This window comes from Mesorhizobium sp. P2_E6 (assembly GCF_056403835.1).
On sequence record NZ_JBFUEQ010000008.1, the window covers coordinates 152,049 to 164,926 of the forward strand.

13 protein-coding genes are annotated in these 12,878 nt (G+C 63.1%); 7 read left to right on the forward strand and 6 right to left on the reverse strand.

Translation table 11 applies throughout. The features are described 5' to 3' along the window. Positions 1–96 precede the first annotated feature (96 nt). The 4 genes from AC1D08_RS21095 to AC1D08_RS21110 all read left to right on the forward strand — a co-directional run bounded on the left by AC1D08_RS21095 (position 97) and on the right by AC1D08_RS21110 (position 3,371). Positions 97–531, forward strand: coding sequence for a DUF4383 domain-containing protein (locus tag AC1D08_RS21095; protein ID WP_095792823.1), 435 nt, complete (start codon positions 97–99; stop codon positions 529–531). 7 nt (positions 532–538) lie between these two features. Further along, entirely contained in the window at positions 539–1,669 is a 1,131-nt protein-coding gene (locus AC1D08_RS21100; protein WP_477423907.1) for a hypothetical protein, read from the forward strand. A 15-nt stretch (positions 1,670–1,684) separates the two neighbouring features. Next, positions 1,685–2,683 carry an alpha/beta fold hydrolase gene (locus AC1D08_RS21105; RefSeq protein ID WP_457153643.1) on the forward strand — a complete coding sequence of 333 codons (999 nt, stop codon included), beginning with the start codon at positions 1,685–1,687 and terminating at the stop codon, positions 2,681–2,683. 166 nt (positions 2,684–2,849) lie between these two features. Continuing rightward, on the forward strand, positions 2,850–3,371 hold the full coding sequence (locus AC1D08_RS21110; protein WP_457153642.1) for a hypothetical protein: 522 nt from the start codon (positions 2,850–2,852) through the stop codon (positions 3,369–3,371). Positions 3,372–3,456: 85 nt separating this feature from the next. Here AC1D08_RS21110 and AC1D08_RS21115 read toward each other — a convergent pair whose 3' ends face one another. The 3 genes from AC1D08_RS21115 to AC1D08_RS21125 all read right to left on the reverse strand — a co-directional run bounded on the left by AC1D08_RS21115 (position 3,457) and on the right by AC1D08_RS21125 (position 6,165). After that, positions 3,457–4,080 carry a hypothetical protein gene (locus AC1D08_RS21115; protein WP_477415984.1) on the reverse strand — a complete coding sequence of 208 codons (624 nt, stop codon included), beginning with the start codon at positions 4,078–4,080 and terminating at the stop codon, positions 3,457–3,459. A gap of 18 nt (positions 4,081–4,098) precedes the next feature. Continuing rightward, on the reverse strand, positions 4,099–5,721 hold the full coding sequence (locus tag AC1D08_RS21120) for an FAD-binding oxidoreductase (protein ID WP_457153640.1): 1,623 nt from the start codon (positions 5,719–5,721) through the stop codon (positions 4,099–4,101). Between the two features lie 201 nt (positions 5,722–5,922). Continuing rightward, positions 5,923–6,165: a DUF1344 domain-containing protein gene (locus tag AC1D08_RS21125; RefSeq protein ID WP_095090895.1), complete on the reverse strand. Its 243-nt coding sequence runs from the start codon at positions 6,163–6,165 to the stop codon at positions 5,923–5,925. 446 nt (positions 6,166–6,611) lie between these two features. Between AC1D08_RS21125 and AC1D08_RS21130 the strand changes: the two genes are divergently transcribed. Then, a complete protein-coding gene (locus AC1D08_RS21130; protein ID WP_477423909.1) occupies positions 6,612–7,106 on the forward strand; it encodes a YegJ family protein in 495 nt (164 codons plus the stop codon). A 14-nt stretch (positions 7,107–7,120) separates the two neighbouring features. Here the strand turns inward: AC1D08_RS21130 and AC1D08_RS21135 are convergent, their stop codons facing one another. After that, positions 7,121–8,092, reverse strand: a complete 972-nt coding sequence (locus AC1D08_RS21135) for a hypothetical protein (RefSeq protein WP_477423911.1) — start codon at positions 8,090–8,092, stop codon at positions 7,121–7,123. 67 nt (positions 8,093–8,159) lie between these two features. Further along, positions 8,160–9,218, reverse strand: coding sequence for a CapA family protein (locus AC1D08_RS21140; RefSeq protein WP_457152972.1), 1,059 nt, complete (start codon positions 9,216–9,218; stop codon positions 8,160–8,162). A 152-nt stretch (positions 9,219–9,370) separates the two neighbouring features. Here AC1D08_RS21140 and AC1D08_RS21145 point away from each other — a divergent pair, with 152 nt between their 5' ends. Continuing rightward, entirely contained in the window at positions 9,371–10,627 is a 1,257-nt protein-coding gene (locus AC1D08_RS21145) for a hypothetical protein (protein ID WP_477228187.1), read from the forward strand. 16 nt (positions 10,628–10,643) lie between these two features. Here AC1D08_RS21145 and AC1D08_RS21150 read toward each other — a convergent pair whose 3' ends face one another. After that, on the reverse strand, positions 10,644–11,849 hold the full coding sequence (locus AC1D08_RS21150) for a clavaminate synthase family protein (protein ID WP_457152970.1): 1,206 nt from the start codon (positions 11,847–11,849) through the stop codon (positions 10,644–10,646). Positions 11,850–11,950: 101 nt separating this feature from the next. Between AC1D08_RS21150 and AC1D08_RS21155 the strand changes: the two genes are divergently transcribed. After that, a complete protein-coding gene (locus AC1D08_RS21155) occupies positions 11,951–12,877 on the forward strand; it encodes a LysR substrate-binding domain-containing protein (RefSeq protein ID WP_477415974.1) in 927 nt (308 codons plus the stop codon). The last annotated feature ends 1 nt before the right edge of the window (position 12,878 follow it).

Below are 12,878 nucleotides of genomic sequence, written 5' to 3' on the forward strand. Positions count from 1 at the left end.
GACATTTGGGTCCGTGAGCATCGGAAGCGCAGAAAACCGCGTCAGGCGTCCGGCAGAGTAGCGTTAGCGAATGGGCTCCCTGAAGGGGGATACTTCATGACGTTGATCCAGAAGCTCGCCGTTGCCTATGCGTTCCTGTTCTTCGCCGTCGTTGCCATCGGCTACATACCGGCGTTCAACGATGCCAACGGCAATCTGTTCGGCCTGTTCTCGCTGCAATGGTACGACGACCTGCTGCACGCCTTCTCCGGCGTCTGGGCGCTGGCCGCCGCCTTCATCTCGCACCGCCAGGCGGTGTTCTATTTCAAGCTGTTCGGGTCGGTCTATCTGTTCGACGGCGTGCTTGGCCTGATCACCGGTTCGGGCTGCCTCGATGCCGGCATCTTCATCAACGGCTTCCGCTCCCTGAACGATATCGAATTCCCCGCCCGCTTCTTCGCCAACCTGCCCCATATCGTCATTGGCGGCTTCGCCGTCTATGTCGGCTTCTGGCTGTCGAAGCGCATACACGACCACTTCGCCACGGCCTGATCCGGCAATGTTCCTGTTTCGCTGGCTGAAGCGCATCGTCAAGGCGATCCTGTGGCTGATCGTCATCGTCGTCCTGATCCCGGTCGTCGGGCTGAGCTATGGCTTCCTGACAACGTCGTCACTGGACAAGGCGCCGCTGCCCGGCATTGCCGACGGCGCTCCGCCCAAGGCGCTGGCCGACAAGGTTCGCGCCGAAATCCCCGGCTATCAGCGGCCGGAAGAATCGACCTTCCTCACCTACCCGGAATGGGCGATCGTCTACGCCGCCCGCGAATATGCCGGCTTCGTCGACAAGAACCAGCCGAGCGGCTTTCCCTATTGGTCCTATGTCGGTCGCTTCTGGCAGGACTACGCCATGGTGATCCGCGCCAGCTCTCCCTACAATTTCAACTTCGCCAACCACCAGATGCTGGTCATCATCGGCACCAGCCACAGCATCGAACATATCCTGCAATGGGCCTATGAGAACACGGTCGGCCGCATCACCGAGGCGACCGCTGGCAAGCGCACCGCCGCCGACATCTATCAGGCCAAGGTGGCGGCCGACTATGCCGCTTTCCTCGACCAGGTGCCGTGGTATCAATTTCCCTATGCCGAGAAGCGCGCCGGCCTGTTTGCCGTGCAGCCGGCGCCAGGCGACAGCTCCATCCGCACCAGCGAACGCAAGCTTGCCTTCGGCCTTGCCGACACCATCAAGCAGGGCTACGCCGACCTGATCAAGCAGGCACTCGCAGCCACATCCCCACCAGCCTTCCTCGACATCCATGTCTGGGCCAAAGGGCCGGTCGGAGAAGCGACGCGCAACGAGCCCGATACATTGCTCGAGCGCGACTACGGCGCCGACGGCGCTGTCTTCGTCACCAAGCGCTACCAGGTCTTTACCGACATGATTCCGCGCCTGATCGACAAAGGCGTCTCCTTCGTCGAAATCGGCGGCAATGACGAGATCATGGTCACCGTGCTTTCGACCGACTCGATCGCTGTACCCGAAGGCATCCGCATCCTGTTCAGCTACCCGCTGCCGGCCGACCCGGCGACGCGCCGCACCGGGCTGACCGTCGCCGTGCGCAAATTGCATCTCGTGCTGCCAGCTCTGATCAAGTCAGGCGCCAGGCTCGAACACGTCTATGATTATTGAAACGATAGCCAGGCAATGCGCAGACTGATCCGCATCGTCGGCTGGCTTGCGCTCACGCTGGTCGCGCTCATTGTGGTCGTGCTTGTCGGCTTTCGCGGCGCGGCGGCGCTGCGAGAGAACCTGTCACCCGAGGAGGCAGCTCCGGCGGGAGCGCTGTTTGCCACCGTCGATGGCCTGAAGATCCACTACCAGGTCTGGGGACCGCAGGACGGGCCGCCGCTTATTCTGTTCCACGGCACGGCCTCCTGGGCGGAGACCTACCGCGATATCGCCGCGCCATTGGGAGAACAGGGCTTTCGCGTTGTAGCGCCCGACATGCCTCCCTTTGGCTATTCGCAAAGACCGGCCGACCAGGACTATTCGCGTGCTGCCCACGCAAAACGCGTCCTCGGTTTCGCCGACGCGCTCGGCCTGCGCCATTTCAGTGTCGGCGTCCACTCCTATGGCGGCGGTGGCGTGATTGAAGCCGCCTTCGAGGCTCCAGATCGCATCGACGCTCTGATCCTGCTCGACGTGGCAATCGGCCTCGGCCGGACCGAGGCGCCGACAATCCCGTTTGCCGCTCTCCTGAACCTGCGATGGCCTCGCGAACTGCTCACTGCCTCGACCTTCACCAATCCGCTCATGGTCGGACCGGGTCTGCGCTCGTTCATCGAGAACGACGACGTGGTCACGGCTGAACGCATCGCGATCTACGCGCGGCCCCTCAATGTCGAAGGCACCACCGATGCAGTCGGCCATTGGCTGTTCAACGGCCTGTTCAACGACGAACGAAAATCCCTTGCCGCCAACCCCGCGAACTATCGCGCCTTCACGCCGCCCGTCCTCGTCGTCTGGGGGCGAGACGATACGACCACGCCCCTGGCACAGGGTGAAGAGATTGCCGCGTTGTTTCCGCACGCCGAACTGGCGGTTCTCGATGGCGTCAACCACATCCCGCAGGTCGAACGTCCGCACGATGTGGTGCGGCTGATCGCGAACTTCCTCAAACGAATCGCGCCGGCCGCTCGATAGATCGACCGTTCGGCGCTCCGCCACGCTCATTCCACAATCGAGGCCAAATCCCGCCTTGTTCACGCGCGATGGATTGTTGCACCTCGCCCAAAAAAGCGGAAACCGGGTTTGGGACCGCGACATGCACCGAAATGGGCTGCCGGGGGCATCTGGAAGGGACAAGACCGTGATCAAGACCGCCCTTGTCGCCATGACCATTGTCGGCTGCGACTGCGACGCCAAGCTTTGCGAATATATCGGCGAGACGCCGGCCAAGTGGTCGACGATCGCCGAATGCGAAGCGGCGATGAAGAGCCAGATGCTGCACGAGCGCAATTTCAACTATCCGCTCATCTCCGGCATCTGCCGCGCGAAAGGCTCGTCGTCCTCCTCGCAACTGGCCGCGACCGCGTCGCGCCCGGACCTGACGCCCGCCAGCAGGGTCGTTGAAACCGAAAGCCCGCTGCCGCCGGAATTGAGCCGCCGACCGAGCGTTCCTGTCGGCGCGCCGACGACGGCCGTGGAAGCGGAGGCCGCCCGGCCCGTCGCCTATGAACAAGTGGTCGATGGCGGAACCGGCGTGCTCTATCGCACGAAGAACGGCTACGCCGTGGTCAAGACCGATCTTGGCCGCGCCGTGTCGGCGACCGCCGATGCGGCGAAGCGGTCGGCCAACTGGCTGGCCGGACTGGTGCCGAAGGGCCTGTAGAGCAACTCCAGGGCTAGTGTGAAGCGGTTTTCCCGGGAAGAGCGCATGGCGCTTTCCCTCAGGGGATCGCGCCGAAACAACGCCCCTACAGCTTGACCTTCAGGCTCTGCCAGAACTTGTCGATCAGCGGCTTTTCGGTGGCCGCATCCTCGCCGGCGACGCGGGTGATGAACAACAACCCCTGATCGGCAAGTCCGAAGCCGACGATCTCGAAATCGGCGGTGTCGGTGCGTGTCTTCACCTTGGCGAGAATGCCGGTCAGTTCCTTGCCGTCGGCGAGCTTGCGCGTTGTCGGCTCCTGCGTCAGCTTCGCACCAGCCTGCACCGATTCCTTGGTCATCTCCTGCAGCATCAGCTGGTTGAGCGACACCGGATTCATCTTGCCATATTCCTGCACGACGACGATCGTGCCCAGCGCCGACGCCATCAGATACTGCGTGATGTTCTCGCCGAGATCGGTCTTGGTCACCGAGATGTCGCTCGGATGGACGAAGGAGAAACTGCCGCCGGAAAAGGTGGCGAAGTCGTTGCGCTCGAGCGTCACCTTGCTCTGTTTGCCGCCGGGCAGCGTCACATTTGTGCTCTCGCCCGGATCGATATCGACCGTCACGCCGTCGATCGTCAGCTTGAAAGCCTTGAGATCCTCGGCTCCGGCCGGTCCAGCGCACAGCGCGATGAGAGTGAGTGCCGCCGCTGATACCATCCGCATTGGTTGTTCTCCTGACGTCTATACCACCCCGCTCAAAGCCTTGATGGCACGGTAGAAGGTCGAGGAAAACAGTTCCGTCGGGTCATATTGCCGCTTCTTAGCCAGGAAGGCCGGCAATTCGGGATAGGAGGCCAGCAATTCCCTGGCGGTGTAATGCAGCTGATAGGGCAGGAAGAACCGCCCGCCATGCTTGATCGTCACGTCGATCAGCGCCCGTGTCAGCGCCCGCATTTTCGCATTGCCGTCGGCATCGGTCGGCTGGTTGATGTAGAGCACCAGCGAATAGGCCGGCTCCGGTGCATAGGTCAGAGCGACATCTTCCTTGTGGACGATGCGCACCGAGGCATTGAGCACCGGCAGCGGCTGGTTGCGCAGGATTTCGCGCGCTTCCGAAATGAACTCGATGTAGGCGGCGCGCGGGATGAAATATTCGTGCAGGATGTCGGTCTCATCCATCAGGTCGTTGAACAAATAGGGCACCGAATCGTGCATCGGGTTATTGCGTGTGACGAGACAGGCCTCGCCTTCGGCTATGGCTGAAGTGCGCGCCACCGTGCAGCTTTCGAATTTCGGTTCCAGTGTCTTTTCGGTGAACCATTTCAGCTCCTGGAACAGGCTGCCCCATTTCGCCAGATTGATGAGCACCCGCTTCAGCCCCACCGAACCCGGCTCGCCGATCTCAGGCTGGTCGGCCGGCGGCTGGTCGGCCACCTTGTCGTAGCGATAGACGATCATATCCTCGAGGAAATTGCCCGGCGCCGTCGACAGATGGCCGTAGAACAGGCCGATCTCCTTGTTCGGCTCCAGCACGTCGGCAAAGAATTTCGGGAAATCGTCCGATTTGATGATCTCGCGTGAGGTGCGGTAGACCGTGTTGTCGACGATATCGAGCGTCGCCTCCAGCACCACGCCGAACAGGCCGTAGCCGCCGACGACGTGGCGGAACAGCTCCATGTTCTCGGTTGGCGAGCAGGTCGTCACCGAACCATCGGCCAACATCACCCGCATCGAGCGGATCGAGCCGGCAACCGAACCGGCCTGATGGTCCATGCCATGCGCGTTGACCGACAGCGAGCCGCCGACCGAGAAGATGTCGGTCGACTGCATCGCCTTCACCGCGAAGCGCGGATGCAAAAGGTTCTGGATATCGTGCCAGCGCGCGCCCGGCTGCAGGGTCATGGTCTTGGCCGCGGCATCGACGGTGACCTTGTTGAACTTTCTGAGATCGAGCACCAGCGCGTTGTCGTCGAAGGCGTGCCCGCCCATCGAGTGGCGGATGGCGGCCAGCGAGATTTTCAGCCCGTTGGCGCGCGCGAAGGCCAGCGCCTTGGCGATGTGGTCTTCCTCGCTGACCTCGACCACGCCATAGACCGGCGTCTTCGACAGGCCGCTGGCATCGTTGATGTCGCCGCCTTTTGCCGACCAGGGCAGCGAAGGATCGAAGGCCGGCGGGCTGGCAATCGGCTTCAGCGGCAGTGCGATGCCGTCGACATCGGCGATGCGTCCGGCGTTCTTCGGTCCCGAAGGCCCTCGTGCCAGCCGCGCCACAGTGGTGCCGCCCCACAGCACCGCGCCGCCGAAGACGGCCGCACCCAGCAGCAATCGCCGCGACAGGCGAAACCCTTTTTGTTCCTCGGCCATGGATATCCCCCGTTGGCCAAGGGATAGCGCGGCTCTTTGACAAAAACCATAGCGGTGCATGGCGGAGCCGAGGCGCCGTTACGGCATCAAGGCGGCCAGCAATGAGGTTCAGGCGTCACAAAGGTGATCTCGAAGAGTTGCGCTGCCCCTCATCCGCCTGCCTGGCGATGAGGGACAGCGCCCTACTATCAAAGATCGGGCTTACGAAGACTTCTTGATCGACGTCACCATGCCGGTCTTGTCATCGACCGTCACCGCCACCTTGGCGCCGACCTTCAGTTTGCCGACCGCCGCTTCCGGCGACAGCTGGTAGATCTTGCCGTCGTCGAGGGTGATCGACTTGGTCGTCGGATCGACCGACTGGATGGTGCCCTGAACGGTCGCGGCATAGGCCGTGCCGAGGAAGGCGAGCAGGGCGGCGGTGGTTGCGAGGGTCTTCTTCATCGGTAAGCACTCCGTGCTGTTTCGGTTTTCCGGGGCTGCCATTTCGAGAAACGACAGCACCGAACGGCCTGAAACTGAAACGGAAAACTCCTCCTCCGCAAATCACGTTGAGTGAATTTTCGCAAACAATATCATAGGCTTAATTCCGACACATTGCCTGCCGTCGATACAACTGCCGGCCGCTTCGGTTCCCTCCAGCAAGTGCACTTCTTTCCACGAAAAGAGTCACTTGGCCGATTGTGGCGGGCAGCTTTCAATCACCACGCGGCAGCCGCAATCCACCTCGGGCGGCATCACGAAACAGACTGCTGGCCGATCATCGGTACAAAATTTGTTTCATGGATCAGTTCAAACCGCCCCCAAATGCGGGATGAAACTCGCGCCCTGGTTGCAGACCGGGAACGGATGCAAGATGGTGTCGACCGTCGCGATGAAGGGGACCGTCCATGAAGCTTGCAGTCCGGACCATGATATCCCTGATGCTGGCGCTTGCTCCGGGATTGGCCGAGGCGCAAAATTCTAATCAGGGCGGCGACAAGGTTGTCAGCGTCGCCAGGGACGATCCGGATATGGCGGCGGCCATAGCGCAGGCTCGCGCAGGGCTGGATGAATTCCTGACATTGTCGGAGGCTCCCCCACCTTTGACATCAGACTTCAAATTGAAGGTCGAGGTCAGGGACGGAGACGCCGCGGAACATTTCTGGATCATCCCCTTCCACCGCACCGCAACCGGATTTGCAGGTACGTTGGCGAACGAGCCACAGAGCGTGCACAACGTCGTAGCCGGCCAGGAACTCGAATTCACCCGGGGAGATATTTCCGACTGGGGCTACACCAGAAACGGCCGTCAAGTCGGCAGCTTCACCGTCTGTGTGTTGTTTAAGACCATGTCGAAGGAAGACGTCGACTATTACCGCCAGAACTATGGCTTCGACTGCTGACGCGCGTCACCTGACTAACCCGTCTCCCCATCCTTCGCGCCAATCTTGCGCACCAGCGCTGCCGTCGCCAGCATGGCGCCCATGTCGGCGATCATCGGCGCAACATGCCTGGTGTAGTCGAGCGGCACCGCGATAGCCGGCAGCTCGAAGAAATTCTTCGTCTGCGGCAGCAGCAGGAAACCGTCGCTGCCGTTGAGCGCGACGCGGGCCGGATCGTCCGGCCAGGTTTCGCCCAGCCATTTCAGCGCCTGCGCCAGCCGGCCGGTCACCAACGGCCGTGCAGCCTCGGTGTTGTCGGTGCGGAATTCATAGGCGGCGTCGAGTTCGGGCACACCGGACGACAAGTCCTGCATCTTGCTGGCGAACATGCCGCGGAAGAAGCCGACGACCGCATTGGTCCGCCGCGTCGCCACCAATATTCCCGGGAACGGTTCGATCGCTTCGAAAGCGACGATGACACCCTTGAAGGCTGTCGATGACCCCTTGCCCGACCCTTCCCGTAGTTCTGCTTCGTAAAGCTCGAACGGAAACTCCTCGTAGCGCCCCGAAACGACATCGTCGAACGACTGCCGGTTGAAAGGCCCGACCGCCTCGCGCGGCAGCCGGTCGAAGGAGTTCGGCCTGCCTCCATGCTGGTAACGCATGTCCGCGATGAAGCCGAAGATGATCGGCAGCAGCGTCTCGCGGAACGATTGCTGCAGCCGCGTCGCCGGTTTCATGGCCTGGAAGTAGAGCAGGATCGAAGCCGCGAAGCCGATGACATAAAGAAACACATGCGGCGTCGAGAACCATTGCTCGTTGGGGTCGGCGACCTTGTTGAACAGCCAGGCGACCAGCACCACGAACACCAGCACCAGGCCGACGAACAGCGGCACCCGCCAGCGCACCTGCCGGACCGCCGAAGCCCTCGCCGCCTCATGGGTCTCGATGTCTTTCCGGATGCCGGCCGTGACCGCCTCGCTCGGCATGAAATCCGCTGTTTCCATCGCCATCCCCCCGCAAGCCTGCCGCTGCCGGCGCATGATAGTCGGTTTTGCCGAGGCCGCCAGACGGTTAGGCGGTGACCCCTTCCTCGCTTCTAGGGGAAGGGAAAATCGCCTCCAGCCGGCCCTTGACCTTGCCGCGCATCCGCCCCGTCAACCCTTCGACCGGCAGCAGCCGCTCATGATCACCGGCGCGCAGCCGCACAAAGGGATGCAACTGGTAAGACGCGATCGCGCCGCGCGTGCCGGCATCGGCACTGACATCGACGATGAACATTCCTCCAATGCGCCCCGGCCATGGCTGGCGGGCAAGGGCTGTGCCGAGGAAATCACCGAGCCCATAGGCGACAAGCGTCCGGTCGATGCGGTCCACCGGTTGTATGACATGGGCATGATGGCCGGCGATCAGCCCGACGCCCTGCCCGGCCAGCCGCCTGGCCAGCGCCTGCGTCTTGGCGCGCGGAAAATGCCGGAACTCCCAATCCCAGTGCGGCACCGCGCAGAGAAGATCGACGGCTTCGCGCGGCCAGTGCGCTGGATCGCTTTCCATCGACACGCGGCCGGCAAACAGGTCTTCATCGGCGTTGCGCCACAGCGTGAAGGCCGCGAAGCCGAATGTCAGCGGGCCGACGGTGACAGGCACTAACGCACCATTGGCTGCCAGGCCGATGCTGCGGATGCCGAGCCGCTTCAGCGCCGCCACCGTCGCGTCGAAACCGGCGACGCCCTGGTCGAGTACATGATTGTTGGCCAGTGACAGCACGAGCCTTTCGTGTGCGATGCCAACGGCCGCCAACGTCTCGACCAGAAAGCGCTCGCTCATCGCATGGTGCGTGCCGAGTCTTGTCCCCAGCACCGCACTTGGTCCGTCCACGATCGGGCTTTCGCAATTGCCGATCACCAGGTCGGCAGCGCCGAGCAACGCCTTGATCGCCGGATCGCAGTCCGGCGCGCCGCGGTTGGCCACCGCCGAGATGTCGCCGATGAAGGCGAGCCGCACCGCCCGCTTCGGCGGTGGTGTCATCATCGTCGCGGCCATCGGCGAGAACCCACTGGCATCACCGCCGAGCGAGGGCTTCAGAAAGCGCGGCAGCCACGACAGTTTGTAGGAAAGCGGATAGTTCGACACGCCCATGCCCAATCGTTTGCCCTGTGTAGACCGTCGGGCTCGAGGGTTGAAGCGCATCCGTCGACAATCGTGCGTCTGCGCCTCGGCGCTGAGAGGCGCGGCACTGCAAATGCGTGTATGTTCGCCGACGCGACCAACGCATGGGGGAAAAGATGACACGAACAGCAAGCCTGCTGGCATCCGCTTTCATTCTGCTGGTGCCCTTGTCGTCCGCGCGCGCCGCCATGCCCGAAGCGGCAACCGCCTTGTTCGAGGCCAAGACCGTGGCCGCGCGCGACACCGCCCTGTCGACGCTGGAGGCCGCCGCTCCAAAAGATCCGGCGTCAGCCTACGCGGCCGGCGCCGGCGAGTTCTTCACCGCGCTGGAGCTGCTGGCCAGCGGCCTGCACCGCCATGGTTTCGAAAGCCCGCAATCCTTCATGCTGCCATTGATGCGGCTGCCGGTGCCGGACAATCCCAACCCAGAGCCGCTGACCTATGAGCAGTTCCGCGCCATTCTGGTCGGCTTCCGCGACCGGCTGGAAAAATCCGCCGCAACGCTGGGCTCGGTCCCGGCCGATGCCGATATCGGCATGGTGCTTGATCTCACCCATGTCGGCATCGACCTCAACGAGGACGGCGCGATCACGCCGGATGAGAGCATGGCCGCAATCATGGCCTCGCTGTCGCGCGGCGGCAGCGCACCGGACGGAGCAGTACCCGCGCTCACCTTCCGCTTCGACCGCGCCGACGGCTATTGGCTGCAGGGCTATGCCGAATTCCTGATGGCGCAGGCCGATTTCTGGCTGGCGCATGATTTCAGGAGCACCTTCGACGGCTCATTCCACATGCTGTTCCCGCGCGCCAAACTGCCGTTGCAGGACATTCTCGTGCCGCCGAGCAGCGACATGGGCAGCAGCATCTTCACGTCGGAATGGCGCATCGCCGATTTCATCTCGCTGGTGCATCTGGTCAACTGGCCGGTTGTCGAACCCGAGCGCCGGCAAGCGGCGCGTCGCCACCTGCTCGAAATGATCCGGCTGTCGCGCGAGGACTGGAAGGCGATCCGCGCCGAGACCGACAACGACCGCGAATGGCTGCCGGGACCGCAGCAGAAGGGTGAGAACCCGCTCACCGGCCTTGAAGTCGGCGAAGAACAGGTCGAGGCCTGGCTCGCCACCTTGACCATGGCCGAGGATCTCCTGGAAGGCCGCTTGCTGCTGCCGCATTTCCGCATCACCGGCAAGGGCATCAACATGAAGCGCTTCTTCGACGAGCCAAAACCCTTCGACCTGGTGCTGTCGATCACCGGCCCGGCCATCGCGCCCTATCTCGAAAGCGGCAAGATCCTGACCAGCGACGAATTCAACCAGATCCAGCGCCAGTTCGGCGGTAGCGGTTTTCTGACTTTTGCCCTGTGGTTCAACTAAGGGCAACGGCAGGACGCTAGAAAATCGCGCCCTGATAGAGCACCGTCTCGGCCTCTTCAGGCGTAAACCGGCGGGCCAGCGTGCGAAACGCGCTGTGCACGCCGTCGCGGTCGATGTTGCAGCTTCTGAGATGCCGCACCGCCAGCATCGGATCGAAGGCGCTGCGGCCATGCATGACACGCTGATTGTCGAAGACCAGCACCTCGCCCGGCTGCAGCTGGTGCTGGAACTGGTTTTGCGGATCGCAGATCAGCCGCGTCAGTTCGGCCAGCGCCTCGATCACGCCATCGATTTCATCCTCTGAGGCCGTCTGTGGCGCCAGGCAGCGGTCGTTGTAGCGGACGCCGGTGACGACCCCGGTTGCATCGAGGCTGATGACATGTGCCTCGGCACTGAAGAACACCTCGCCCGCATGCTCGCGATGAAAGGTGACGCCGTGCCGCGTCAACAGATCGAACAGTTCCGGCGTCTGCGTCCGCATCAGCGCGGCAACATGGAAGCCGTCAACCATCAGGGAGGTGCCGCCGCTGCCCGCACCGGTGCGGATGGCGTGGAAGAAGATGAAGCCCGGCGGCGCATAACGGAACGGCTCGTCCGTATGCGGGATCTGCGCCCGAGCCGTCTCTCCCGCCACCCGCGCATCCGGCCGCGAGATCAGGTCGAACACCTTGCCGTAGCTGGTCTCGCGGATCGGCCCGTAGCGGCCGGCGACCCGCGCCGTCGCTTCCGTTTCTGCGGGAACCCCGGTCAGCATCGCGATGCCGTGATCGCGTAACGCCCGCAGCGAATGGAACAGCATCTCGTCGTCCTCGACAACCGCGTCGAATGAAAAGCGGCCAAGCCGCGCGGTCAGGTCGCTGCTCCACAATTGCGGCTGGAACCGGGCCGGGCCTGAGCCAGCGCCGGCATGGTCTGCCAGGAATTCAGCTCCGAAGTGCGAGACATGGCCATCATCCCAGACGACACCCACCTCGCCCGCCGTGACATTGATTGAGCTGGCTCGAACGCTTGCGCCAATATCGGCCGGTGTCAGCCATCTCTTGCCGGAGACAGTGTCGCCACAGGCATCGCATTCGCAAGCCAGCCGCAGCCAGCGCGTCGAAAGCTTTCCAGTTCGGCCGTCCGCCAGGTCGACGACGACGCGCTGGCCTTCGGCACGCATGGCGCGGATCGGCGTGGTCGAAGTCGAATGCCTTGATGGGTGCTTTGGCGTGTCAAGCATTGCAGCGGTCCCTACGATTGAATTTCTTAAACGATCTTAGATCCCTGAAAACGGTGATTCAAACGAGTTCCCTTCGCCAACTTTTGAGTTAAACTCAATCCATGACACTCCGGGATCTTCCCCTATCCGCCTTGCGGGCGCTACTCGCCGCCGCCAGGGCTGGTAGCCTGACGCGCGCTGCCGAGGAGCTGGGCGTCACTCCAGGCGCCATCGGCCATCAGATCCGGCAGCTGGAGGAGCGGCTGGGCGTCAAACTGGTGCGGCGCGAAGGCAATGGCATCGTGCTGACCCGCGCCGCCGAGGCCGCCCTGCCCGACATCGACCGCGGTTTTGACGCGCTGGCTTCCGGCATGCGGCGGCTGCGCTTCGAACGACGGGCCGAGACCTTCACCATCTCAGCCGATCCGTCCTTCGCCTCGCTCTGGCTCGCGCCCCGCCTCAGCAGAGTGCGCGCGGCGCTGGGCAAGCTCGACGTGCGCATCGTTGCGTCCGTTGCGCTCGATACCATGCTGGAGGAAGGTGTCGACCTCGCCATCAGCTATCGCAAGGGCGCAACACCGGATCTCGCATCGCTCGACCTGTTCACCGAACGGGTGATCCCAGCCTGCGCGCCTGCATTGGTTCGCGGCCAAATCAGGTCGGATGTGGCCGAGGTGCTGGACAGCATGCCGCTGCTGCACATCGATCCGACGATGGGCGACGACGTCTACCCGGCCTGGCGCGACTGGTTCACTGCCGCCGGCCGGCAACGGAAAGACATCGACCAGGGCCCACGTTTTGGGCTAACGATCGTCGCGGCACAGGCGGCGATTGCCGGCATGGGAGCATTGCTGGCCAGCGAATTGGTGCTACGGCGTCATCTCGATCCCGGCCATCTCATCGAGATTGCAAGGGATGTGCCGGCGTTGATGATCAGGCGCCGCCTCGTCTGGCCACAGCATAGCCCGAAGGCGCGCCGCGCCGCAGCCGTCGCCGCCGAACTGGCAGCAATTGCCGATATCGGCATCGATGGCGCCCTGCCCGCGTGAG

Excerpts from the sequence above, each read along its gene's own strand:
- AC1D08_RS21155 (WP_477415974.1), top strand. The coding sequence starts at position 11,951 with ATGACACTCCGGGATCTTCCCCTATCCGCCTTGCGGGCGCTACTCGCC.
- AC1D08_RS21135 (WP_477423911.1), bottom strand. The coding sequence starts at position 8,092 with ATGGAAACAGCGGATTTCATGCCGAGCGAGGCGGTCACGGCCGGCATC.
- AC1D08_RS21095 (WP_095792823.1), top strand. The coding sequence starts at position 97 with ATGACGTTGATCCAGAAGCTCGCCGTTGCCTATGCGTTCCTGTTCTTC.
- AC1D08_RS21105 (WP_457153643.1), top strand. The coding sequence starts at position 1,685 with ATGCGCAGACTGATCCGCATCGTCGGCTGGCTTGCGCTCACGCTGGTC.
- AC1D08_RS21100 (WP_477423907.1), top strand. The coding sequence starts at position 539 with ATGTTCCTGTTTCGCTGGCTGAAGCGCATCGTCAAGGCGATCCTGTGG.
- AC1D08_RS21120 (WP_457153640.1), bottom strand. The coding sequence starts at position 5,721 with ATGGCCGAGGAACAAAAAGGGTTTCGCCTGTCGCGGCGATTGCTGCTG.
- AC1D08_RS21130 (WP_477423909.1), top strand. The coding sequence starts at position 6,612 with ATGAAGCTTGCAGTCCGGACCATGATATCCCTGATGCTGGCGCTTGCT.
- AC1D08_RS21145 (WP_477228187.1), top strand. The coding sequence starts at position 9,371 with ATGACACGAACAGCAAGCCTGCTGGCATCCGCTTTCATTCTGCTGGTG.
- AC1D08_RS21150 (WP_457152970.1), bottom strand. The coding sequence starts at position 11,849 with ATGCTTGACACGCCAAAGCACCCATCAAGGCATTCGACTTCGACCACG.
- AC1D08_RS21115 (WP_477415984.1), bottom strand. The coding sequence starts at position 4,080 with ATGCGGATGGTATCAGCGGCGGCACTCACTCTCATCGCGCTGTGCGCT.
- AC1D08_RS21125 (WP_095090895.1), bottom strand. The coding sequence starts at position 6,165 with ATGAAGAAGACCCTCGCAACCACCGCCGCCCTGCTCGCCTTCCTCGGC.